23 protein-coding genes are annotated in these 24,408 nt (G+C 52.0%); 12 read left to right on the top strand and 11 right to left on the bottom strand.

Annotated features, from left to right (window positions below; translation table 11 throughout):
• Positions 1-361: 361 nt before the first annotated feature.
• From ABDK74_RS09725 to accD, 3 genes are read right to left on the bottom strand one after another with little or no spacing between them, the layout of a single operon-like run.
• Positions 362-1,876: a replicative DNA helicase gene (locus ABDK74_RS09725; protein ID WP_346003641.1), complete on the bottom strand. Its 1,515-nt coding sequence runs from the start codon at positions 1,874-1,876 to the stop codon at positions 362-364.
• Positions 1,877-1,920: 44 nt separating this feature from the next.
• Complete coding sequence (locus ABDK74_RS09720; RefSeq protein WP_346003640.1) at positions 1,921-3,243, bottom strand: folylpolyglutamate synthase/dihydrofolate synthase family protein; 1,323 nt, start codon at positions 3,241-3,243, stop codon at positions 1,921-1,923.
• Complete coding sequence (gene accD, locus ABDK74_RS09715) at positions 3,243-4,112, bottom strand: acetyl-CoA carboxylase, carboxyltransferase subunit beta (RefSeq protein WP_194255777.1); 870 nt, start codon at positions 4,110-4,112, stop codon at positions 3,243-3,245. The genes ABDK74_RS09720 and accD overlap by 1 nt, the downstream gene beginning before the upstream one ends.
• 271 nt (positions 4,113-4,383) lie before the next feature.
• On the opposite strand from accD, the gene ABDK74_RS09710 reads away from it, so the two are divergent.
• On the top strand, positions 4,384-4,947 hold the full coding sequence (locus ABDK74_RS09710; RefSeq protein WP_346003639.1) for an HdeD family acid-resistance protein: 564 nt from the start codon (positions 4,384-4,386) through the stop codon (positions 4,945-4,947).
• A gap of 43 nt (positions 4,948-4,990) precedes the next feature.
• Here ABDK74_RS09710 and trpA read toward each other — a convergent pair whose 3' ends face one another.
• Both trpA and trpB read right to left on the bottom strand, forming a co-directional pair.
• Positions 4,991-5,803, bottom strand: a complete 813-nt coding sequence (gene trpA / locus ABDK74_RS09705) for a tryptophan synthase subunit alpha (RefSeq protein WP_346003638.1) — start codon at positions 5,801-5,803, stop codon at positions 4,991-4,993.
• Positions 5,800-7,038, bottom strand: coding sequence for a tryptophan synthase subunit beta (trpB, locus tag ABDK74_RS09700; protein WP_346003637.1), 1,239 nt, complete (start codon positions 7,036-7,038; stop codon positions 5,800-5,802). Before trpB ends, trpA begins: the two co-directional genes overlap by 4 nt.
• A gap of 182 nt (positions 7,039-7,220) precedes the next feature.
• Here trpB and corA point away from each other — a divergent pair, with 182 nt between their 5' ends.
• Complete coding sequence (corA, locus tag ABDK74_RS09695) at positions 7,221-8,198, top strand: magnesium/cobalt transporter CorA (protein ID WP_346003636.1); 978 nt, start codon at positions 7,221-7,223, stop codon at positions 8,196-8,198.
• Here the strand turns inward: corA and ABDK74_RS09690 are convergent.
• The 5 genes from ABDK74_RS09690 to alr all read right to left on the bottom strand — a co-directional run bounded on the left by ABDK74_RS09690 (position 8,195) and on the right by alr (position 12,508).
• The gene (locus ABDK74_RS09690; protein WP_346003635.1) at positions 8,195-8,641 is read right to left on the bottom strand and encodes a DUF934 domain-containing protein; all 447 of its coding nucleotides are present in this window, start codon (positions 8,639-8,641) and stop codon (positions 8,195-8,197) included. The two genes, corA and ABDK74_RS09690, sit on opposite strands and share 4 nt — an antisense overlap.
• Complete coding sequence (locus ABDK74_RS09685; RefSeq protein ID WP_346003634.1) at positions 8,628-10,301, bottom strand: nitrite/sulfite reductase; 1,674 nt, start codon at positions 10,299-10,301, stop codon at positions 8,628-8,630. The genes ABDK74_RS09690 and ABDK74_RS09685 overlap by 14 nt, the downstream gene beginning before the upstream one ends.
• Positions 10,298-10,615: a DUF2849 domain-containing protein gene (locus tag ABDK74_RS09680; RefSeq protein WP_346003633.1), complete on the bottom strand. Its 318-nt coding sequence runs from the start codon at positions 10,613-10,615 to the stop codon at positions 10,298-10,300. Before ABDK74_RS09680 ends, ABDK74_RS09685 begins: the two co-directional genes overlap by 4 nt.
• 209 nt (positions 10,616-10,824) lie before the next feature.
• Positions 10,825-11,271, bottom strand: a complete 447-nt coding sequence (locus ABDK74_RS09675) for an Rrf2 family transcriptional regulator (protein ID WP_194255785.1) — start codon at positions 11,269-11,271, stop codon at positions 10,825-10,827.
• An 85-nt stretch (positions 11,272-11,356) separates the two neighbouring features.
• Complete coding sequence (alr, locus tag ABDK74_RS09670) at positions 11,357-12,508, bottom strand: alanine racemase (protein ID WP_346003632.1); 1,152 nt, start codon at positions 12,506-12,508, stop codon at positions 11,357-11,359.
• 114 nt (positions 12,509-12,622) lie between these two features.
• Between alr and ABDK74_RS09665 the strand changes: the two genes are divergently transcribed.
• A complete protein-coding gene (locus ABDK74_RS09665) occupies positions 12,623-13,087 on the top strand; it encodes an Lrp/AsnC family transcriptional regulator (protein WP_194255787.1) in 465 nt (154 codons plus the stop codon).
• Positions 13,088-13,177: 90 nt separating this feature from the next.
• Positions 13,178-13,378, top strand: coding sequence for a (2Fe-2S)-binding protein (locus ABDK74_RS09660; RefSeq protein WP_346003631.1), 201 nt, complete (start codon positions 13,178-13,180; stop codon positions 13,376-13,378).
• A gap of 45 nt (positions 13,379-13,423) precedes the next feature.
• On the opposite strand, the gene bfr is transcribed toward ABDK74_RS09660, so the two are convergent.
• Positions 13,424-13,912 (bottom strand): bacterioferritin, encoded by a 489-nt coding sequence (bfr, locus tag ABDK74_RS09655; protein WP_194255803.1) that lies wholly within the window; start codon positions 13,910-13,912, stop codon positions 13,424-13,426.
• Positions 13,913-14,492: 580 nt separating this feature from the next.
• On the opposite strand from bfr, the gene ABDK74_RS09650 reads away from it, so the two are divergent.
• The 8 genes from ABDK74_RS09650 to ABDK74_RS09615 all read left to right on the top strand — a co-directional run bounded on the left by ABDK74_RS09650 (position 14,493) and on the right by ABDK74_RS09615 (position 24,401).
• The gene (locus ABDK74_RS09650; protein ID WP_346003630.1) at positions 14,493-15,590 is read left to right on the top strand and encodes a hypothetical protein; all 1,098 of its coding nucleotides are present in this window, start codon (positions 14,493-14,495) and stop codon (positions 15,588-15,590) included.
• A 907-nt stretch (positions 15,591-16,497) separates the two neighbouring features.
• Positions 16,498-17,261, top strand: a protein-coding gene (locus ABDK74_RS09645) for an IS5 family transposase (RefSeq protein WP_346002506.1) whose coding sequence is annotated in 2 segments (ribosomal slippage) — positions 16,498-16,831 and positions 16,831-17,261 — 765 coding nt in all. Because the reading frame shifts where the segments join, the coding sequence is not laid out codon by codon here.
• A 111-nt stretch (positions 17,262-17,372) separates the two neighbouring features.
• Entirely contained in the window at positions 17,373-17,924 is a 552-nt protein-coding gene (locus ABDK74_RS09640) for an HAD family hydrolase (RefSeq protein ID WP_346003629.1), read from the top strand.
• On the top strand, positions 17,921-19,390 hold the full coding sequence (gene rfaE1, locus ABDK74_RS09635; protein ID WP_346003628.1) for a D-glycero-beta-D-manno-heptose-7-phosphate kinase: 1,470 nt from the start codon (positions 17,921-17,923) through the stop codon (positions 19,388-19,390). Before ABDK74_RS09640 ends, rfaE1 begins: the two co-directional genes overlap by 4 nt.
• Before the next feature lie 8 nt (positions 19,391-19,398).
• Positions 19,399-20,577, top strand: a complete 1,179-nt coding sequence (locus ABDK74_RS09630) for an AGE family epimerase/isomerase (protein ID WP_346003627.1) — start codon at positions 19,399-19,401, stop codon at positions 20,575-20,577.
• Between the two features lie 377 nt (positions 20,578-20,954).
• Positions 20,955-21,938, top strand: a complete 984-nt coding sequence (gene rfaD / locus ABDK74_RS09625; RefSeq protein WP_346003626.1) for an ADP-glyceromanno-heptose 6-epimerase — start codon at positions 20,955-20,957, stop codon at positions 21,936-21,938.
• A gap of 51 nt (positions 21,939-21,989) precedes the next feature.
• A complete protein-coding gene (locus ABDK74_RS09620; RefSeq protein WP_346003625.1) occupies positions 21,990-23,210 on the top strand; it encodes a glycosyltransferase family 9 protein in 1,221 nt (406 codons plus the stop codon).
• 9 nt (positions 23,211-23,219) lie between these two features.
• Positions 23,220-24,401 (top strand): hypothetical protein, encoded by a 1,182-nt coding sequence (locus ABDK74_RS09615; protein WP_346003624.1) that lies wholly within the window; start codon positions 23,220-23,222, stop codon positions 24,399-24,401.
• Positions 24,402-24,408: the final 7 nt, after the last annotated feature.

Below are 24,408 nucleotides of genomic sequence, written 5' to 3'. Positions count from 1 at the left end.
GCACTGTGCCACTGGGTCAAGAAACAAATATGGCTTTGAGCCATTATGACGGGTTTGAGCTGCCCTATTTTCCCTGCATTGCAGCCATAGTCGGGGAAAGAAAACACAGTCTTCCCTTCATCATTTCCTCACGAAACTGATGGGAAGAGTTTCATATTTCAGCTTTTTTCAGATGCTGATTTTTTACAGAATCTATATTTGTTTAATATTAATTAACAAATTAAGACGTTCTGTATCTGTTTTATACTGAAGGGAGCAAAAAAAGGCGCGCCGTTTTTTCTGCTCCAAAAACAGGCTCCATCAACGGAACATGTTTGTCAAAACGCAACGTCTTCCAAAGTCACTCATCCTTTGCGGAGAGTCACTCGTGAATAACATCCAGATCCCCAAAGCGGGTATATTCACCTTCGAAATATAGCTGAATCATCCCGGTAGGCCCATGACGCTGTTTCTCAAGAATCAGCTCGGCCTTGTTATGCACCAACGCCATCTTACGTTGCCACTCTTCTGTCGCAACCTGAAACTTGTCGTTGCTATCATAGGCGCTGTCTTTGGGTTGACGCTGTTGTAGGTAATATTCGTCGCGATAAACGAACATGACCGCATCCGCATCCTGCTCGATCGAGCCCGATTCGCGCAGATCCGACAGCATCGGTCGTTTGTCTTCACGCGATTCGACCTGACGCGACAACTGGGACAGCGCAATCACCGGAACAGAAAGCTCTTTCGCAATCGCCTTCAAGCCCTGTGTAATCATCGAAATTTCCAGAACACGGCTGTCAGGCTTGGTCCCGATAGCAGGCCGCATCAATTGAAGATAATCCACAACAACAAGGCTCAACCCTTGCGTCCGAGCCAACCGCCGGCAGCGCGTTCGCATAGCCGACAGGGAAATCGCTGGCGTATCGTCAATATAGAGCGGCAGCCTCTGAAGCTCCCGTGCCACACGGACAAAACGGTCGAACTCCTTCTGCCCGATATCACCCCGGCGGATCTTCTCACCCGAAACCTCAGCCTCACCCGACAGAATACGGGTCGCCAACTGCTCAGACGACATTTCCAGCGAGAAGATAGCAACCGACCCCTTTGGCTTCTCCCCAATATCCTCAGCATCCCGCAGAATCGACCGAGCCGCCGAGAACGCAATCTTGGTGGCAAGCGCTGTCTTCCCCATTGCAGGACGACCAGCAAGGATAATCAGATCGGAAGGATGCAAACCGCCGGTCCGCTTGTCGAAGTCCCGCAGACCCGACGTCAGACCCACCACATCGCCCGTCCGCTGATAGGCTTTTGTCGCAACCTTGACAGCTTCCGTCAGAGCATTGGTGAAAGAAACAAAGCCGCCTTCCTGGCCCCGCTCCGTCGCCAGCTTGAACAATGCCTCTTCGGACGCAGCAATCTGATCCGACCCATCCAGATCCGGTCGCGCGCCAAAAGCATTATTGACGACCGTCTCGCCAATATCGATCAGCTGCCGCCGAACCCAGGCGTCATGGATCACCCGCCCATAATCACCCGCATTGACGATCCCCACCATCGCCGTCAACAGCTTGGCCAGATACGCAGGCCCGCCTGCCGCATCCAGAATACCAGTATGCTCGAACTCGGCCCGCATGGTCACGGGATCAGCCAATTGCCCCCGTTCAATCCGCCGGGCAATCGCTTCATAAATCCGCCCATTCAGCGGATCGGAAAAATGGGCCGGCTCCAGAAAGTCCGAAACCCGCTCATAAGCTTTGTTATTCGTCAGGATGGCGCCCAGCAGCGCCTGTTCGGCAGCAACACTGGACGGAGGACTGCGTCTCAACAGGAGACTCAGATCCCCATCGTTCGAGGAAGCCTCAGAGGCGGACGGAGAGGAATGCGATTCGATCATGTTCACGCGTCCTTCTAACATCCCGCTCCATCACCAGAAACGGATTAACTGGCGATCCAGCCATCCTCTGCCAGCACCACACCCGCCAGATAAAGACTGCCACAGATCAACACACGAGCCGGAGCGCCCTCTTCAGAAACAAGTCGCTCCAGCGCAGCACTGACAGTCGGTCCAGCAATCGCCCGCCCGCCCGACGCAGCAACGATTTCCTCAACCGGCATCGCCAGATGCTGCCCCGGCTCCGAAACTGCCTGAACCGAAGCAGCCCGTTCGATAATCGGCCTCAGGAACCCGGAGGCATCCTTCGTCTGCTTCACACCCGCAATCACGTGTACCGGCCGGTCTTTCCAACCTTCCAGCACCGTCCCAAGAACCTGTCCGGCGTCTGGATTATGCCCGCCATCGAGATACAGCTCCCACCCCTCAGGCAACATCCGAGCCAGCGTTCCATCCAACTTCTGCAAACGTGCAGGCCAGAACGTCCGGGCAATCCCCTGATAGGCCGAAAGCGGCAGCTTCAACCCAGACACACGCAGAGCCGCCACAGCCAACGCCGCATTCCCGGCCTGATGCTGGCCTTTCAGCGCAGGCAGCGGCAACGAAAGAACCCCGTCCGCATCCCGGTAATCCAGACCATCCACCCGCTCAGTGACGAAAATATCCTGTCCCACCACCCGAAGCGGCGCATCCAGTTCCGCAGCCCGGTGCCGAATGACATTCAGAGCGTCCGGTGCCTGAGCCGCCGAAACAACCGGAACTCCCGCCTTGATGATCCCGGCCTTTTCACCGGCAATCGCCGCGACAGTGCTGCCCAGAAATGCTTCATGATCCAAACTGACCGGCGTAATCACGCAGACAGCAGGCTTCGGCACCACATTGGTCGCGTCCAGCCGTCCGCCAAGCCCGACCTCCAGAACCACCAGATCCGCCGACACCTGCGAAAACAGCAGGAAGCCCGCAGCCGTCAGAACCTCGAAAACCGTAATCGGGGCACTAGCATTGATCCGCTCGACCGTCTCGAGCGCCGCAACCAGCACATCCTCGTCCACAAGCTGCCCCGCCAGTCGGAACCGCTCGGTCACGCTCACCAGATGCGGACTGCTCATGACATGCACCCGCAGCCCGGCTGCTTCGGCAATCGCCCGCAGATTAGCGCAGGTACTGCCCTTACCGTTCGTTCCCGCCACATGAATGACAGGCGGCAGATGACGCTCGGGGTGATCCAACTTCGCCAGCAGCACTTCAAGCCGCCCCAGCGAAAGATCGATCAACGCCGGATAAAGCTCCTGAAGGCGCGCAAGCACGGCACCAGGCCGCCCCTGATATTCACCGGACAGCCGAACCGGCACCCCAAGCTCCGCAGTCATCAGGCCGCTGCGTCAGAAACGGTTTTCTGGCGCGTCATCATACCCAAAATCCGTCCCAGCAGTTCCGGCAGCTCGGAGCGTTTGGCCACGATATCGACCATCCCATGCTCACGCAGATACTCCGACCGCTGGAAACCTTCCGGCAGCTTCTCGCGAACGGTATCCTGAATGACGCGTGGCCCGGCAAATGCGATCAGCGCATTAGGTTCGGCAATATGCACATCTCCCAGCATCGCAAAGGACGCCGAGACACCACCCGTCGTCGGATTCGTAAAGACAACAACATACGGCAGACCCGCTTCCTGAAGCATCTGCACACCGATCGTCGTCCGCGGCATCTGCATCAGACTGACAACGCCTTCCTGCATCCGCGCCCCACCCGAGGCCGTGTAGACCACCAGCGGTGCCTTCTGCAGAACAGCCAGACGACAGGCCGCAACAAATGCCTCACCCAGCGCAGCCCCCATGGTCCCCAACAGGAACTCAGGTGCCATCACCGCCACCACGGCCTTCTGTCTCTTGATCAGACCATGTGCAACCACAAGCCCCTCATCGAGATGGGACTTGTTCCGCGCATCCTTCAGGCGATCCGTATATCGCTTGGAATCCTTGAACCCCAGCGGATCAACCGGCATCTTCGGCAGTTCGATAGTGGTGTATTCTCCCCCATCAAACGTCCAGCCCAGACGCTCCTTCGCCGTCGCACGCATATGATGACCGCAATGCGGACAGACCTTCTCGGATCGCTCCAGCTCCTTGGTGAGCATCATCTGCCCGCAGGATTCACAGTTGGTCCACAGATTGTCCGGCACGTCCCGCTGAAGCAGGCCACGCAGCTTGGGTCGGACGTAGTCAGTCATCCAGCTCATGTCGTCTCATTACTTTCTGCCCGCCTTCAGGACAAAGGACGGAGTGGGGTAAAGCCCGGCAAAGGGCTACATTCTCTGGCGCGTTTTAACGCCGAGGCATCAATTATGCCAGCCCAACCGTCAGCAGCCCCAGCTTATCTCCCCCGCCCGCATCACAAAACATGTCATCCTCCCTGATACGAACCACAAGATCACGCGTTGTGTCACGGAACCGGCAGGCCTCCCGACAGAGACCCGCCAAAACAGATCACGTTTCCAAACGGAGAAAACCATGTCTGACAGCTTCAACACGCTTCGTTTTCCCAACCCTCAAGGTCTCAAGCCCGGCTGGTTCATCGGCTTCGGCGCTGTCCTGATCGTCCTCGGCATTCTGGCCGCCCTCGACACCATCGCCACCACTCTCGCCAGCATGGTGGTCCTCGGCGTCCTGATGATCATCGGCGGCGTCGCACAAGTCATGCAGAGCTTCGCCCATCGCGGCTTGCCCGTCCCGAACCAGTGGCTCTCCGGACTGATCGGCGGCCTCTACATCCTGGGCGGCCTCCTCCTGATCGAGGAGCCCGCAACCGGCTCGATCTTCATCACGGCCATTCTCGCAGGCTGCCTGATATTCGCCGGCCTTGCCCGAACCTTCTGGGCCGGTGGTCACCGCACCAACAAAAGCTGGATCATGCTGGCCCTCAGCGGCCTCATCACGCTGGTCGTGGGCATCCTGCTTTACATGACACTGCCCTGGTCCGGCCTTTGGCTGATCGGCATGTTCATCGCCGTAGAACTGCTAATGGCAGGCTTTGCAACGATGATGTTCGGATTTTCCCTGCGCAACAACACCTGATCAAACGCGTTACGGCAGGTCGAACCTGCCGTAACGTCAAAGATCAAGCCCGAACAGCCGCAGCCAATTCCTCAAGCTGCGCCAGAACAGTCGGAACGGTTCGCTCCGTCGCCCGCCCGTCTTCAAGCGTACCCGCCATGGTCTTGATCAGGGCAGAGGCCACAACAGCCGCATCCCCAATCCGAGATGCCGTCCGCGCCTGCTCCGGGGTAGAAATCCCAAACCCGACCGCCACAGGCAGACTGGTCGCTTCCCGGATACGCGGCAGCGCCTTCTCCAGATCCGCAGCACTCGCACTGCTCGTCCCGGTAATCCCGGTAATGCTCACATAATAAACAAAACCGCTCGCATCCCGCAGCACGTGGAACAGACGGGAGTTCGACGTCGTCGGCGCCACGAGCGAAATAATGTCCAGCCCCGCCTCTCGCGCATGCGCATCCAGCAGGTCCGCTTCTTCGGTCGGCATGTCGACAACAATAATCCCGTCCACCCCGGCCTGAGCCGCATCGAAACAGAATTCCGCCGGACCGTAACTGTCGATCGGGTTCAGATATCCCATCAGTACGATCGGCGTCTCACTGTCCGTCTCCCGGAATGTCCGGACCATCTGAAGCACAAGCCCCAGCGTCGCCCCGGCCTTCAGCCCACGCAGGGCCGCCGCCTGAATCGTCGGCCCATCCGCAGACGGATCGGAAAACGGAACACCGATCTCGATCAGATCCGCCCCCGCTGCCGGCATCGCCCGCAGCAGTTCCAGCGAGGTGTCATAATCCGGATCACAGGCCTGAAGGTACGGAATCAGCGCCCCGCGCCCTTCCTTTTTCAGAGCTGCAAAACGTGCCTGGATCCGACTCACAGATTCACTCCCAGATGATGCGCCACGGTAAAGATATCCTTGTCCCCACGCCCGGAGACATTCAGAACGATGATCTGGTCCTTCGCCATCGTGGGCGCAATTTTCATGACATGCGCCAGACCATGCGCACATTCGAGCGCCGGAATGATGCCTTCCGTTCGCGTACAGACCTGAAACGCCTCAAGCGCCTCCTCATCCGTCACACCGACATACTCGGCCCGGCCAATATCATTCAGCCAGGAATGCTCCGGCCCGATCCCCGGATAATCCAGCCCCGCGCTGATCGAATGCGCTTCCTCAATCTGACCGTGCTTGTCCTGAAGCAGATAGGTCCGGTTGCCATGCAGCACACCCGGACGACCACGGGAGATGGACGCCGCCGTCTTCCCGGAATCCAGTCCATGCCCCGCCGCCTCAACACCGATCAGCCGCACATCCGCATCATCCAGAAACGGATGGAAAATCCCCATCGCGTTCGAGCCACCACCAATGGCCGCGACAATCACATCCGGCAGACGCCCCTCAGCCTGAGTGATCTGCTCCTTGGTTTCAACCCCGATCACAGACTGGAAATCCCGAACCATCTCCGGATACGGATGCGGCCCGGCCACCGTGCCCACAAGGAAATACGTATCCGCAACATTGGCCACCCAGTCGCGCATGGCCTCGTTCATCGCGTCCTTGAGCGTCCCCGCCCCGGCCGTCACGGGCTTCACTTCCGCACCCAGCAGATGCATGCGGAACACATTGGGCTTCTGCCGCTCAACGTCCGTCGCGCCCATATAAATGGTGCATTTCAGCCCGAACAGCGCACAGACCGTCGCCGTCGCCACACCGTGCTGCCCCGCCCCCGTCTCCGCGACAATCCGGGTCTTGCCCATCCGCCGGGCCACGAGAATCTGCCCCATAACATTGTTGAGCTTGTGCGACCCTGTATGGTTCAGCTCTTCACGCTTGAAATAAACTTTCGCGCCACCGAGCTCTTCCGTCAGATGCCGGGCAAACCACAACGGGCTCGGACGACCAACATAATCCTTCAGGTAATAGTCCAGCTCCTCGCGAAACGCCGGATCGGCCTGCGCGGCGCGATAGGCTTCGTCCAGTTCGAACAGCAGCGGCATCAGCGTTTCCGCAACGAAGCGACCACCAAAAATCCCGAACCGTCCCCGTTCGTCAGGGCCGGAACGAAGCGAATTGGCCAGAGAGGAAGATAGGGGGGAGGATGTGTTCGTCATACCGCACTCAATTCCACTTCAGGACCCCAATGCGATACCAAGAGCAGCCCCTGCCGTCCATCCGTCTCGCCGTTTTCAGGCATCTTCCGCAACAATTCCCACCCCATACATCTTGCGATCCCGCGTCAGGCAAGACATGAGGGAGCCTTACAGCCTTTCCATTGCCCTCAAGGATCCGCCTGATGTTCCTCGTGCGCCCCGCAGGCGCTCCGGCCCGGGAAACCGGACCGGACGTCGATATCTCCAAAGCGGTCTGGCTCGACCTCATCAATCCGACTCTCGACGAAGTCGCCCGTGCGGAAAAGGCCCTCAACACTCATATCCCACGCCGGAACGAACTTGAGGAAATCGAAAGCTCCTCCCGCCATCATGAACAGGATGGCGTCCTCTATCTTTCGACTCCGCTCGTCCGGCGCGAGGAAAATACAGCCTTCTCCCTGCCCATCGGCTTTGTCCTGACAGACAACCACCTCATCACCGTCCGCTATACCGATTATTATGGCTTCGATATCGTTGGACGCCGTCAGGCTGAACGTGATCCGGCCAAAGGCAACCCTTCCGCCAACGAGATTCTCATAGAAATCATCGAAGAAGTCATCAACCGCCTTGCCGACATCCTGGAAGGCCTGGGTCGGGACCTCGACGCCATCTCCAAACGCGTTTTCAGTACCGGCAGCCCCCGCGACCCAGCCAGAGCTGCCGAAATGCTGCGCGAAACCCTCCGCCGCCTCGGCCACAGCGGCGATCTCGCCTCCATGATCCGCGACAGCCTGCTCGGCCTCGACCGCGTCCTGATCTATATCGGCGACAGAACCGAGAAAGAACCACAGGCCCTCAAAACCCGCATCAAGGTCGCCGGGCGAGACATCGCGTCCCTCAACGACTTCGACGCCCAGACGGTCAACAAGGTCCAGTTCCTCCTCGACGCCACACTCGGCTTCATCAGCATCGAACAGAATGACGGCATGAAGGTTCTGACCGTCGTCAGCGCCATCGGCATCCTGCCAACCCTGATCGCAGGCATCTACGGCATGAACTTCCACGACATGCCCGAACTGGCATGGAAATACGGCTATCCCTACAGCCTGATCCTGATGGTTCTGTCCGTTATCCTGCCGCTGTTCTGGTTCTGGAGACGCGGCTGGTTCGGTGCCCGTTAAGGCGCCTCTTCAACCCTGAACCCCGATCCTATGGCACGCTCCGGCAGAACCGACCGCTGATACGCCACCGGAAACTGCCGAAGCTGCTTCTCCCACAGGTCGGGATCGCCATTGCCATTCTTTGGCAGAACGACACTATCCACCCCACACCGACGCAGAAACGCCGCCTGATCCGGCAGAATATGCCCTTCAGCGCGGATTTCACCAGAAAACCGCAAATATTCCCGCAATTCCCGGGCCTGCGTGAACCCACGCCCATCCCTGAAGATCGAAAACCGCAGCACCACAAGATCCAGCCGGTTCAGATAAGGTCGCAGAAGCGCCGGATCGTCAGCACTTTCCAGCAGAACAGCCCGCGCATCATCCCGCTCCGCCAGTTCCGCAACCGTCACCAGCACATCATGAACCTGCGCAGTCCGCTCACCGAGTTCAAACAGCTTCATATGCCGCCTCCCTGAAAGGCTCATGCCCCAGACGCGTCAAAGTCTCAAGAAACGTCTCTCCACTCTCGCGAAGCCCGAGATAGCAGTCCACAAGCCGCGCAATCGCATCAACGGTCTCGTCTTCCGGAAGCGCTGCCCCCAGAATCGTCCCAAGCGCCGCACCATTCTCGGCCCGACCACCAACCGTCAACTGGAAGAACTCCTCTCCTCGCTTGTCCACGCCCAGAAGTCCGATATGCCCGGCGTGATGATGTCCACAGGCATTGATGCAGCCTGAAATATTGATCCGTAACGCCCCGATTTCCGCCTGGAGCGCCGTATCCGCAAAGCGCGCACCCAGCTTCTGCGCAATCGGAATGGACCGCGCATTCGCCAGCGCACAGTAATCCAGTCCCGGGCACGCCACGATATCGCCGATCAGTCCGATATTTGCTTCCGCAAGTCCGACTTCCGACAGCCCAAGCCACAGATCCCGCAGCCGGTCCTTACGGACATGCCCCAGAACCACATTCTGCAAATGCGTGATCCGGATTTCCCCAAACGAATACGCGTCCGCCAGATCCGCCAGACGCCCGATCTGTCCCGACGTCGCATCCCCCGGAATCCCTCCCGCAGGCTTCAGCGAAATGGTCGCAATAATATGTCCCGGATCGCGATGAACATGCGTATTGCTTCGCACCCAGCGATCAAACAGCGGATCGTCCCGCCGCTGCTGCGTCAGCACGGCATCCGCATCGTCCGGCGCCTCAAGCAATGGTATGGCAAAACGCGCCCGGATCGCCGCAACCGCTTCCGGAGTCAGCCGATACCGGTCCAACTCCATCTGGCCTAGCTCGGCTTCCACAGCCTCCCGATAGGCCTCAACCCCGATTGCCTGAACCAGAATCTTGATCCGAGCCTTGTAAATATTGTCCCGCCGTCCATGCGCATTATAGACGCGCAGGATCGCCTCAAGCGTCGCCAGAAGATGCTCTTCCCGCACACTGTCAAACAGCTCTTCGCCGATTACCGGCGTCCGCCCCAGTCCCCCGCCCACGAAAATCCGGAACACCGGAGCCCCATCATCACCCGGACGCGCCAGAATCCCGATATCATGAAAACGCGCCGCCACCCGGTCATTCGGACTGCCCGAAATCGCAATCTTGAACTTGCGCGGCAGGAACGTGAACTCGGGATGCAGCGTGGACCACTGTCGCAGCACTTCCGCATGAACCCGCGGGTCCACCAGTTCGTCCGCCGCAGCCCCGGCATACTCGTCCGACGTCACATTGCGAATGCAGTTCCCGCTGGTCTGGATGGCATGCATGTCCACTTCAGCCAGTTCGCGCAGGATATCCGGCGTATCTTCCAGACGGATCCAGTTGAACTGGATGTTCTGCCGCGTGGTGAAATGCCCATAGTCGCGGTCATAGCGTTGGGCGATCTCACCCAGCTTGCGCAACTGCCGACTGTCCAGAATGCCATAAGGAATGGCCACCCGCAGCATGTAAGCGTGAAGCTGAAGATACAGCCCGTTCATCAGCCGCAGAGGCTTGAACTCGTCTTCGCTTAGCGTCCCATCCAGACGACGCTTCACCTGCCCCTCAAACTCGGCAATCCGCGCCTGAAGAAAATCCCGGTCAATCCGGTCATACTGATAATGACCAACAGGAACACTCACTGTGCGGTCTCCACTGCAAATTCCGGATGTACGGTCGGGCCATGCGCCCGGATTTTTTCACGAACAGTCACGGGCTCGGGGGGAACTACCGGCAGAACAGCCGTATCATACACCCCGACAACACCCGCGCGCTGAGCCTCTTCCAGCGCCCGGGAAAGCGCCGCCTCAGCCACATCCGCATCCAACAGAACCGCATGCCCGATCCGAAGATCCCAGGTTCCGTCCTCGCGCCACCATACGGTACGACCGTCCAGCAGCCGGTTGGCCGTCAGAACCAGCTTTTGACCGGGCTCAAGTCTTACAGGACGTTTCATCAGCGCTCACCTTCCTGACGAATCCGGACCTTACTCTGAGGCTGGCCCCGTCATGAATGCGTCCTCTTCCCCGCTTCCAAAAAGGCAAGCAGGGGCAACATCAAGGACATGGAACTTATCATAACAGATCAAAGCGTGATCCCTCATGGTAAGATATCCATTCCTCTAAAACCTATTTTGTGGTTTTTTCAAAATACTTTTTTATAGAGTTATATGGAAAAGGAAATCGGCGCCCTGCTGGGACGCTGCATCCCGGCCTCTTCCGCGTTCTGAAGCAGATGTTCCAACGTAACGGATGCCATTTTTTCCGATACCTCCTGATCCATCTGTTGCCAGAAAGGCTCAAGCACCTTGGCCCGCAGAAGATTGGTACCTTCCTCCTGCATTTCCGGATCTTCCGTCACAGTCCGGACAATCTCATTCAACGTAATGGTCCGCGGCGGCCGGCCAAGACGATACCCACCCTTCGGCCCACGCACACTTGCCAGCAGTCCGGCCCGGGAGAGCCCCTGCAAAACAGGCTCAATCCCCCGTCGCAGCATATCGCCACGGCGGGCAATATCCGCACCACTGACCACCCCGGATCGCCCTGCATGGAAAGCGACGTCCAACATAATGGATACGGCAGTCAAAGCTCTGTCACGGCGGAGATACATGAGAATTCCGATTTGTTACGACAGACCATGCCGTCATGACATAGTCCGATTTCAGTTCGTCTATCTTGTTTTCCATGCTGGAATGTCAATCGTCCTTTTGGAACGCTTCCCCATTTCCAACATATTCCCGATAAAAACGGTGCCCGAGAGACGTCAGGACCTCGTACCCGATTGTTCCTGCTGCCTCCGCCACATCGTCCACACTGCGCCGGGGACCAATCAGATCCACCATCATATCCGCCCGCAGCTTTCCCTCCGGCACATCCGAAATGTCCACGATCAGGGAATCCATCGAAACGCGCCCCAGAATCGGCAGACAGATATCTTCAAACCAGGCACAGCCCTGCCCGGCTCCATGTCGTGAAAAACCATCCGCATATCCGACAGCCACAGTCGCAATTTTCCGCGGTTGATCAGGACGATATGTCATCCCGTAACCAACCCCCTCGCCCGGAAAAATTTCACGAATCTGCAAGACATGCGCCTGAAGCCTGACGACCTGAGCCAACGGGTTCAGACCGTTCTGATTGGGTGCAATTCCGTACAATGCTGCTCCCGGACGAACGACATCCAGATGAAAGTCTGGTCCTAGAAAAATCCCCGACGACGCCGACAGACTCAAAGGTGCAGACGGCAACCGCGCAGACATCTTCAGCATCTGCTGTTTCTGAGCGCTATTGGCAGAATTCTCCGGTGTGTCTGCACAAGCCAGATGACTCATGACGAGGCTGACCTTCAGGCCATCCATAAGCCTTCCGTCCTCATGCAGTGCATCAAGATCGGCACTGGAAAGCCCGAACCGGGACATCCCGCTGTCGACCTGAAGAGCTGCTTCCAACGGTCTCCCCGCCTTGAGCGCTTCAGACCGCCATACCGCAATCTGATCGAGACTGTTCAGAACTGGCCTCAGCCCATACTGCACACACTCTGCCGCCGCATCCGGTCTTGGGCCATGGAGCACCGTAATCCGGGCTTTTTCTGAAACCACAGAACGCAATCTGATACCTTCATCGACATGCGCGACGAAAAATTCTCGTGCCCCCGCCTGCTCAAGAACCGGTGCTACGCGCTCAATACCCAGTCCGTAGGCATCGGCCTTGACGACAGCCGCACACGAAGCGCCCGAAGCCAGCGTTTGAAGATACCGATAATTGGACGCGATCGCCCCCAGATCCACCGTCAGGCGGGCTCCGGCGCGAAAAGAAGGCCACAAAGAATCAGGACATGCATTCATCATGAGAGACGAAAATATCCCATTCCACCTTAGAATATCCTGCCGAATAATCGTATAATCTTTCAATTACCGAAAAAAACATGATCAAAAATGCGAAAATAGACCGATAATTCTATCATGATCTTCGACCGCACCACCGAATCCATCCTCCGAATCCTCCAGCACGATGGACGCCTCAGCAACGCCGATCTGGCACAACGTGTCGGACTTTCTCCATCCGCCTGCCTAAGACGCGTGCGCCTGCTGGAAGAACGCGGCATTATCCGAGGCTACCGCGCCGTCATCGACGAACGTTCAGCCCAGAAGCTGACAACTGTTATCGTACAGATCACACTCGAACGACTAACAGACGAAACACTTCGCCGCTTCGAAGCCCGTATCCGGGAATGCCCGGATGTAAGAGAATGCTATCTCATGACAGGAGAAGCCGATTACCTCCTCCACGTAGCGGCCCGGGACCTTGCCGACTATGAGCGCATTCACAAGGAAGAACTCTCACGACTTCCAGGCGTCGTCCGCATCCAGAGTAATTTCGCAATCCGCCCTGTCGTTCAACGCTGGATCAGTCAGGATTCTCCCTGATATCAAATGAAAATAAAATGCATTTGCGAACCATTTGCATTTAAGGTAGATTTTGCAGACCGATCTCCGTGAACGAAAGTCTGTTTTTCCATGATCGTCTGCTCATGCAATGCGCTGTCCCATCAAGACATTGAAATCGCAATTCACAACGGAGCGTCTCGGCCAGCAGAAATCTACTCAGCACGAAAGTGCACAGCAAAATGCGGTAACTGTGTCCCCGGCATTGTCTGTCTATTAAGATCTGCCATGCAGAAAGCTCAATCTGAACAAGCACATCTGAGCGCCGCATAAAAAACAACCCGGACAATGCCGGGCTGTTTTAAATAAAGTGCTTACTCAATCCTGGTCAGGTGCCGCAGCAGAATTTTTCTGGATGTAGCGTTCAATCCCGATTTGCTTGATCAGATCAAACTGACGATCAATGAAATCTTCATGCTCTTCTTCATTAACGAGAATTTTCAGAAGTAGGTCACGCGAGACGTAATCCCGAACACTCTCACAATAAGCAATGCCTTCCCGCAGGTCCTGGATGGCCTTTTCTTCAAGCTTCTGATCACATTCCAGAATTTCCTGAACCGTCTGACCAATCAGAATCGAGTTCAGACGCTGCACATTCGGCAGCCCACCCAAAAATAGAATTCGTTCGATCAACCAGTCCGCATGACGCATTTCTTCAATGGATTCGTCATACTCTTTTTTCCCCAAATGCGTCACGCCCCAATGTCTTAGCGTTCTGGCATGAAGAAAATATTGATTAATTGCCGTCAGTTCATTCGTAAGCTGCGTGTTGAGATGTTCGATGACCACGGGATCTTTAATAGCCATTTTCCAAACCTTCCTGAAAAAAAGAAGATTACCGAAGAAAACGCATAAAAGAAAATCATATCCACACACATCCCCTTAATTAGGACGGTTCTCTGGGATCGGCCTTTTTTGCCTTAATTGAGAGGGAATTTCACATAAGGAAATGAATTTTTGAGAAAAATCTTTCTCATCTGATTAGGCTCTAAGACCATTTCAATGCCTTCTCTAGGATTGCTAATCCTACAACATTTCGGATCTTATTCAGAGGATCATAAAAACAAAAACCCCCTGTCCGACCGAATGACGAGCATCGATCATTCGATTTTATACGGAGCATGTTTTTTCAATCAGACGTCATGGATAAAACTATCGGCCTTCATTGCGGGAAAAAAGCATGAAATCTTGAAAACCAACCCAACCAATATTCTCTATCACGCGTTATCAGTTTTCGACCTGAGAAAATCAAAGAAACCTCGTGAAATATTTACAATCGAATTCAAAAAAAAACGCTACTTGACAAATAAATTATATTCATATGTATTTCATAGTAAGAATGATATTATATGAAATATACCTTTTGATAATATTGCGGAATTATATCATGAAAAATATAAGAAAAATTATTTTCCTCTCTTCAAGCTTAATACTTAGTGGATGCTACAGTATAGGATCACAGAGACTTGGTAAAGATCAGGACGAATATTCCATATCAATTATAGAATCAAACAAAAGACAAACCCTCCAAAACCTCGTCAGGCTCCGGTACGCTGACACTCCCGGTCTTTTAGACACCACACAATTGATTTCAGGGTATCAGTTCCAGCAAAGCGCTTTTCTGGGAGTTGCTTCAGATACATTCCCTATCCGCCCCAATGGAGGAATAGCTGCGCAGTTACAACAAAATCCAACCTTTACTTTTCAACCTGTAACGGGAGACGCTTACGCTCACAGCTTTCTGCGCCCCCTTCCTCCTGCGAGTTTATTACCTCTAGCAATGGGAGGGCTGCCTATTGATATCCTTCTACAGCTTTCAGCTCAATCGATTAATTCTATGAGCAATAATAGACCATTCTCAAAAAACTCCGGCGATATGGATAGTAGCACTAACTACAATACTGAAGAATTTTTTGAATTAATACACAATTTAAGATTACTTCAAGCCTCAGGTTTGCTCGGAATCCAGCTTCAGCAATCTCCGGAAATTAAAGGAAAAACTTTCGAGACAAGCCATGTATTTTTAAGCATATATCCAACACAAAATCCAAATTTAGAAAAAATCACAGAAACAACCAAAAAATTATTGAACTTTTCTCCAGAATATAAGCGCATGGAAGTAGTCTATGGTGTAGGTAACCCAAAACCAGGTGAGATCAATATCTTATCTCGAAGCATGTTATCAATATTGGGACAAATTGCTTATCAAATAGATATTCCTGAAGACGAATTGTCCTCTGGTGGAACAGAAAAAAAACAAAGCGAAAATTTTATAAATTCAGAAAATTCTATAATAAATGTAAAATATAGTAAGAAAATTCCGGAAAATCCATTCGTGTCAATCATATACGATAACTATTATTATTGGATTGATAAAAAAGATTTTAAGAGCAAATTGGCTTTTACTATCGCTCAAATGCTTTTAGAGCTATCAAAAACAACTCAACCCTCAAGCGCCATTGTAACCATTCCCGTAAATAAATAAACTGCTCAAAAACCTCCCGAGGCCATGTTGACAAAAGACCTGAATCAGAATTTTGCGGTGGCGAGGTTGAGAAAACTAATGAGGAACAAGACGGTCCTGTCGTAGCAGGTCGCGATAGGACGCATCTGCTTGAGGCGGTTGTGGTTCCTATAATGTTGCCAGTCTGTTTTCTGTGGAACGCTGCGACCTTTTCATGAGGGAATACCCAGAAAGGATCTCGTGGATCAGCAGGAACTGGCGGAAGCCACTGCGTGACCGACCGAAAGCCTCCGCATGAGTCCCTCCCCCCCCTTTTTTTGCGCTAGCGGCCTGTAAATGAACACGAACCAAGGTGTTGTTTAGTATATGTTGCTAGTCATCAGTCAGGAACAAGTTTACAAGGGTTTGCAGCGGGGCATCCCACACACCCTGTTGGGCCCAACGGTCGCGCTCAAGCGGCCAGAAGCGGACCAATCATCGCCCATTCCTGATCCGTCACATCACCTCGTACCATACCTGTTCTCTGTGCCGGTTATTATCCCACAACCATAAAGTGAATCAAATTTCAAGCAGATCGTATGAACCCTTTGTCAACGTGACCTGGTTTGGGAAAGTAATGGGTCCGTCATTTAATAATATTTCACCTGCGTTGTTAACAGTGTTAGGATAATTAATATTCTTCCTTCCCTGTCCATTACTAAAATTATCAGTCAGTACGCTCTTAGGTGTATTTTATTCCTGAAGAATATTTGGGAAAACACCAGTTTTTACCTAGAACGATATAAATAAATTTTGCGTGTCTAGCTGGAATATTGCGTTTAATGATATCACACATTGTCTTTCCGGCTATATCTAGGCTCAGGACCTATTAAAATATTGAACTGAGCGAGACGTTGTGATTCACAGGCTTACCGATGGAGGTAAGGCTGTGAGTGACGTATTTTTGCTGTCTGAACGCCAGATGGAGCGGATTGAGCCGTTTTTTCCTCTGCCGCATGGAGTGCCCCGTGTGGATGACCGGCGTGTTTTGAGCGGAATCGTTTACGTGATCCGCAACGGGCTTCAGTGGAAAGACGCTCCGAAAGCGTATGGCCCGCACAAGACTTTATACAATCGTTTTATTCGCTGGAGCCGCCTGGGTGTCTTCGACCGGATCTTTGTCGCCCTGACAGAACAGGCTGGCCGTTCAAAGCGCCTGATGATCGATGCAACACACCTCAAGGCACACAGAACGGCGGCGTCTCTACTCAAAAAGGGGCTTTTCCCCGCCATATCGGACGGACAAAAGGCGGCCTGAACTCAAAACTCCATGCCGTGTGCGATAGTCAGGGCAGGCCTGTTCGCCTCTATCTGACAGCAGGACAAGTCAGTGACTTCAAAGGCGCAGACGTGCTGCTGGCAGATCTCCCCGAAGAGACAGAAGAAGTCATCGGGGACAGAGGCTATGACAGCAACCGGATCAGGTTATCGCTTGCAGAACGCAATATCACTGCCTGTATTCCCCCGAAAAAGAACCGGAAATCAAAGCTGCCTTACGACTGGCATCTGTATAAAAAGCGCCACCTCATCGAAAACATGTTCGCGAAACTCAAAGACTGGCGACGTATTGCGACCAGATACGACCGCTGCGCTCATATCTTCATGTCCGCAATCCATATCGCAGCAACCTTCATCTTCTATCTTAAAGAATGAGTCCTGAGCCTAGGATTTGTATGTGCGTTATCAATGCTGATACAGCCTTACTTATAGAAATAAAACGAACGGCACGCCCAGGCCGTTATGAGTGACGGCATAAGGAGCAGCATGACCGAGACTATATTAGCCCTCAAGCGCCCTGCGGCCTTCCTGGACCGAGATGGCGTGATTAATGTTGATGTTGGTTATCCACATCTCATCAAAACATTCAGATTCATACCAGGCGCGCCAGAAGCCATTAAAGCGCTAAATATAGCAGGGTATCAGGTAATAGTTGTCAGTAACCAGTCTGGCGTGGCCAGAGGTCTTTTTACCGAGGAAGCAGTTAGGCTGTTCAACCAGCATATTACCCAGAGCCTTGCCCCTTTTGGGGCTCGAATTGATGCCTTTTACTTTTGTCCGTATTACCCTAATGCTGTAGTGGAGCGCTACCGTGCAGATCATCATGAGCGCAAACCTCATCCGGGAATGATTGAACGCGCTGCGCGCGAGCTTAACCTTGATCTGACACGTTCTTTTTTAATTGGAGATCGTGAAACAGATATTCAGGCGGCCGCTGCAGCTGGCATAATAGGGTATCTATTCAAAGGAGATAATCTTTTCTCCTTCTTAAAAAGCATTACTCCCAACGGTCCCATCAGCATGTGTGATTTTTCATGATTGAAAACTTTGAATTCGGACGCATCGTCGTTATCGGTGACCTTCTGTTAGACAGATATGTGTTCGGCTCTGTTGAGCGTATTTCCCCAGAGGCGCCGGTACCGATCCTACGCAAAACACGTCTGAATGTTGTGCCCGGCGGGGCCGCCAATGTTGCTGTCAACGCTGCGGCTTTGGGCTGTGCGGTCAATCTGATCGGAGTTGTAGGAGAGGATGAACAAGCTGATGTCCTGCGTCAGACCTTAAATAGTTGGCCAAGCATTGATGTACAAGGACTAGTGGTGGAATCCGGCTGGCCTACCATTTCTAAAACGCGTGTGCTCAGCGGACAACAGCAAATTGTACGCATTGATGAAGAAACGATCATCGATTTTTCCCAAATCACCAATCACCGTCTTATCGCCGCCACAAAAAAGGCATTGGCAACAGCAGATCTCTTGATCTGTTCAGACTACGCCAAAGGTGTGCTGTCCGATTTTGTCTTACGTGCGGTTATCGACTATGCACGGACCATAAATGTGCCAATCATTGTTGATCCAAAACGTAGAAATTTTTCTGCCTATCACGGCGCCTCCCTGATCACACCCAACCGTTCAGAAATGGCACAGGCGACAGGTCTCCCGCTAACCAGCAACGCTGAAGTTGAAAAGGCCGCTCAGATCGCTTCAGAGCAATTTGGAGGCGATGTTCTGGTTACTCGCTCGGAAGAAGGTATGACCCTGTGGCAGCGGAACGGTCATGTTCGCCATGAGACTGCCCGTAAATCTGAAGTGTATGATGTTTCCGGTGCGGGAGACACCGTTCTGGCTACGGTTGCTGGTGTACTATCTGCCGGTCAGGATATTGATACAGCCGTTGTCATTGCGACTGTTGCAGCCTCCATTGCTGTAAGCAAGCTTGGCACGGCTGTCGTCTCCAATACCGAACTCAGCAATGAATTAATGGGAGACATTACCGATACCGGCATGGTTGCCTCTCTCTCTCACGCACTACGCATGATGCAGAAATGGCGCCAGCATGGTGCGTCTGTGGTGTTCACTAATGGCTGTTTTGATTTAATGCATCCGGGCCATATCTCTCTCCTGCGTGCAGCGGCTCAAAAAGGCGACAAACTGGTTGTTGGTATCAATAGCGATGCCTCCGTACGGCGTCTCAAAGGAGCAACCCGCCCGCTTCAAAACGAACAGGCACGGGCCATGGTGATTGGTGCTCTGCGCGAAGTGGACATGGTGGTAATCTTTGATGAAGATACACCTCTGGAGCTAATCAAAGCACTCAAACCCGACATACTCGTCAAGGGTGCAGATTATACCGAAGACGCCGTGGTCGGTGGAGACGTAGTCAAGGCTGCTGGTGGACGAGTAGAACTAGTCGCTTTGGTGAAAGACTGTTCAACCAGTAATTTGGTCAAAAAAGTGATCCAGTCACATCAAGCCTCGCTGAAAACCATGATGAGCGATAAATGAGACACCTTATGGTAGAAAAACAGCATTTTCTTGACACCACACAGAGTACCCAATGGACAGACTGGATGGTGCAAAAGGCCCTACCACTTTGGAGCACCGCAGGATACGACCGCATCAAACGACTGTACCATGAACGTTTAGCGTTTGACGCAACCCCCATCGCCGTATCAGATTTGCGCCTAATGGTTCAGGCTAGACAAATTGCGACCTTTTGCCGCGCTTCTCTAGACGGAGTTTTTAATGCCTCTCAGGATGCCCTGACCTGCCTAGCTGAAGTAGAAACGCGTTATTGGCGTAGCGACGACCAACCCGGATGGGTCTTCGCCTTAGGGTCAGATGGATACCCCTCCATAACAACACGAGACTTATATGCACATGCTTTTATCTTGTTTGCCTATGCTTGGAGCTATCGTCTAAGCGGGAACCCAAAACTTCTAAAGACCGTAAATGAAACAATAACAGAAATAGAAAGTATTTTTCAGGCTCCTAATGGAGGGTTTCTAGATACAGTCCCAACAATAGATAATATCCGTCGACAAAATCCACATATGCATTTGCTGGAAGCTTATCTTGCTTTGTTCGAAGTAACCAAAGACCAATTTTACATGGATAAGGCACAGCAGCTTATTACTCTAGCGCAGGATAAATTTATCAGCCCACGCTCGGGTATGCTGCTGGAGTTTTTGGCCTCGAACTGGACCCCGTGTGAAGAATTTGGATATAATACTGTAGAACCAGGACATTTATTTGAATGGTCTTGGCTCCTAAATGAAGCTATACGTTTGAACCCAACAGCATTCTATAATAAGAATCTGCATACTACGGCAGAACGTCTGTTTGCTGTGGGTATACAGCACGGGATTATACACGATGTGGTTTGCGACAGCATAACAGATAACGGGACCGTCACACATATCAGCACCCGCATCTGGCCACAGACGGAACTAATTCGTCTTCTGGCCTGCCGTAGTAAGTTGGCGACAACAAATACCCCAGACACAGCAGAAAACTGCCTACTCGATACCATGACACACACATTTTTTACATCTTATGCCCCTGAATCCCTACAGGGGGGATGGCTTGACCGCCGAAACGCACAGGGGAAAGCAGCTGTGGACCATATGCCTGCCAGTTCTCTTTATCATATTTATGGTGCTTCCAGAGAATTTTTCAAGTCAGATGAATGAATATAATATTCTTTTTAAAGACAAAATTATATGAAATAGTATTGATCCTAAAAATAATAGTAAAAAAATGAGTCTTTTCTAGAGAAAAGGACTCTTTATCAGACAGTCATGCTTCTTCAACACTGCGTTAATAAGGGGACCAGTTTGTTGTTCGATACCGCGTGACCCTTGGTTTTTTTATCGCGCACGACTAAAAAAACTCAGGTCAAACGCGGAATTCCCGTACCACACGCTCGCAACAAAGCCAGAAAGTACTAAAAGATAGAGAAAAATTCGTGCATCAAAGGAGTGTTAGCTATAGTGGTTTCAGTATATAAACCGCTTTTGGTTCCTTAAATTATACATAGATTAATTTCTAATAGGGCAGGAAATATAAAATGATCGTTGTTACCGGAGGCGCAGGGTTTATTGGGTCTAATATCGTTGCATCTCTTAATGAATCTGGTCAGAATAAAATTGTCGTCTGCGATACACTTGGATCTGAAGGAAAATGGCAAACCCTTGGACGACGAATCGTGCAAGACGTCATTCCTCCGGACGAACTAATGTCATGGCTGCAGGGCCGCACAGACATCGAAGCCATTGTTCACATGGGCGCCAATTCATCCACCCTGGCTCAGGATGGGGATGAGGTCATGAAAAGTAATTTTCGGTTTTCCTTGAAACTTCTTGACTGGTGCACGGAGCATCAAGTCAAGCTTATTTATGCCTCATCTGCTGCTACTTACGGCGATGGAAGCCATGGCTTCGATGATGATATTTCTCTCTCATATTTGCGCCAACTACGCCCTCTCAACCTTTATGGCTGGAGCAAGCATCTCTTCGATCAGGTTATCGCTACCCGTCTTGAGAACGGAGAAAAATTGCCTCCTGTCTGCATCGGGCTGAAATTTTTCAATGTCTTTGGACCCAATGAGCAGTTCAAGGGTGGAATGATGAGTCTGGTCTCCAAATATTTTCCTCTGATCCGCAATGGTGAAATCGTAAATCTGTTCAAAAGTTACAAACCTGACTACAAAGATGGGGAGCAGCTTCGTGACTTCGTCTATGTATTAGATATAACCCGTACCATCGAATGGCTACTGCAGCACGCTCAGGGCGTCGCTCTTTACAATCTTGGGAGCGGCGAAGCGCGGAGCTTTCTAGATCTTATGTATGCCATTTTCGATACGCTGGGGCTGGAAAGACGGATCCGTTTTGTTGAAATGCCCGAAGCAATGCGTGAGCGTTACCAGTATTATACGAAAGCTGATCAAAAGCGTTTGCGAGCGGCAGGTTATCCTGTGCTGTCCACTTCTTTGGAGACAGCGGTAAGTCATTGTATCAAGACGTACCTCAATTCTGAAGACCCTTATCGTTAAGCCACATTGTCTATTTTTTCACTACGGAATTCAGAATAGGATTGTCTCGCCATGCGTTCAGATGATATATTGCACTTTTATGACTGGCAGTATGGCAATGGCAGTCGTTCTCTATTCGGTATTGCAGAGCGTTGGTCTGATCTGGCCGCCTATCAGGCATTTAACAAAAAAGTGCCTCTTGAGCGCATCTTGCTGGTCAAGGCAGATGCCATAGGTGACTTCATTTTATCGCTTGATGCTATGCTTGCTATGCGTCAGGCGTTTCCTAACGCGCATCTGACATTAGCTTGCGGACCCTGGAATGTAGAAATTGCACGGGCACTGGATTTCTTTGACGAAATCCATGTTGTAAATTTCTTCGAATCCCGTGCAGACACACCTAGGCCGCCTTTCTCCGTTAAGCTCCTTAATGGCCTCGAAAAGAAATTTTTCGATCTTATTGTGGATGTGCGTATCGATATCGATACACGGGTCATGTTTCCTCATCTTCAGGCAACTTATAAATGTGGCTTTGATTCAGGTTCGCATAAATTAAATCAGATGATGACCATGTGGCTCCCACATGCCATGCCTCTAGGAACAGACATGAACTTGGGCATGCACCAGACCCTTCTGATGAAAAGACTGGCTGATAGTGTTATCGGGCTGTTTCGGACCTCTCCAGATATCGGTCGACTCTTGAGGGAACGCCTTGCGCAACCTGCTGCTGTCGATTTGGGATTTGCTCAGGGGCGTATCCTTGTCGCTATAAATACTTCTTCCGGGCGTTTAGTAAAAAATTGGCCTCTGAGTCGTTATCAGTCTTTGATTTCGTGGCTCTGCAACAAAATGAAAGTAGCGGTTTTTCTTTTGGGAGGCCCGGATCAGAAAGAAGATTCGGATTATCTTCTGGAAACCAGCCGAACACCTTTTCTTGCGTCGTTTATTGGTCAAACGACTTTAAGAGAATCCATGGACCTGCTGACTCGCGCTGACTTGTATATCGGCAACGACACGGGCCTAACCCATATGGCGGCGAGAATGGGAGTTTCATCAGTCAGTATTTTTTCCGGCATTGATCCTACCGCTATGTGGGCACCTGTCGGGGAAGACGTCACCGTTCTGAGAGTTCACACACCCTGTTCAAGTTGCCATATTTTGCAGCTAAAAGACTGTAACCACAATCATAGCTGTATTCTCGATATCACTCAGGAAGATGTGCGAGCGGCTGTTAGAAACAAGATTATCGCGGCCTATCGACGCCGCATAACGACCGGCGTAATAGGGGCATAAGGATTCAACATGTTTCAGATGGCAAAAAATATTCGTAGTTTTCCACGCGATGTTTTCAGCGTTCTTAAAATTATTCTTGATAGATTGGATATACTCTCAAACAGAGTGGATGTTCTTGAGAGAAAGAAAATCATCATACCGCAGTCTCTTATCCGTGAAATGACTTCGGGTATGTCTTCCGTAAACGAGTTCTGCGATGAAACAACTCAATTTCTGATCGAGCAGCATCGCGATATTACCAATTTGCTAAATACCCAGAAAAAGCTGTTGGAGCAAAGCACCAATACAGAAGCCTTGGCTAGAATCATTGTACCTGCAATGGAGCAGAGCATACCGTCCATCGTTCAGGAACAGATCGACAGGTTAGCGCGTCTTTCTGAAACTCAAAATCAGAAGCTGGAGGTTTTGGAAAGTCTGGCGCGCGCCCAAGAAACAGTCTTTCCAAGCTGGAACGCGACGCCCGAAGGGTCGGAGAAGATACGCCATGTTCTCCGCTTCCTTGCCCCAAGGAAAGCAAAAGACGCCAAAAAATGCCGTGTTGGACGTGATTACGACGGCGGCTATGTCATGCTTGACAGTTTTCCATCGGGAAGCGTGGCAATTTCCCTGGGCATCAATGATGATGTTTCCTGGGACCTCGCTGTTGCAGAACGCGGTTGTGAGGTCTTTCAGTACGACCATACTATTAGCGCATTACCGCAGTCGCATGAACGTTTTCATTTCTACTCCCAGCGTATTACAGCCCATGAAGAAGAGGAGGGAATTCTCCTTCAGGATGTAATTTCGGATAACGCTATTCCTCAAAATACCCCGATCATTCTGAAAATGGATATCGAGGGAGATGAATGGTCGGTTTTTGATACAACCTCCTTGGATATCCTTGAACGGTTCACTCAGATTGTTGTAGAATTCCACCATTGCGAGCACCTTGCAGAGCCGGAATTCCGTGCGCGAGCAGAAAGGGTTTTTAAGAAGCTGTCAGAGAAGTTTTTTGTTTTTCATGTCCATGGGAATAACTGCGGTAATCTCGTAAATGTGCAGAATATTATTCTGCCGGAATCTCTTGAGATCAGTTTTGCTCGAAAAGACCTTTATTCATCCGAAGAGACTGATGAACTTTTCCCGCAGGTTCTCGACATGCCTAATCAGAAAGGGCGTGCAGACTTCTATCTTGGCTGTTTCAGATTCTGACGGGAAA

Source organism: Gluconobacter sp. OJB (assembly GCF_039638275.1).
GTDB lineage: Bacteria > Pseudomonadota > Alphaproteobacteria > Acetobacterales > Acetobacteraceae > Gluconobacter > Gluconobacter cerevisiae.
The sequence above is the reverse complement of the archived record's forward strand: the minus strand, read 5'-3'. Positions and strand labels throughout refer to the sequence as shown.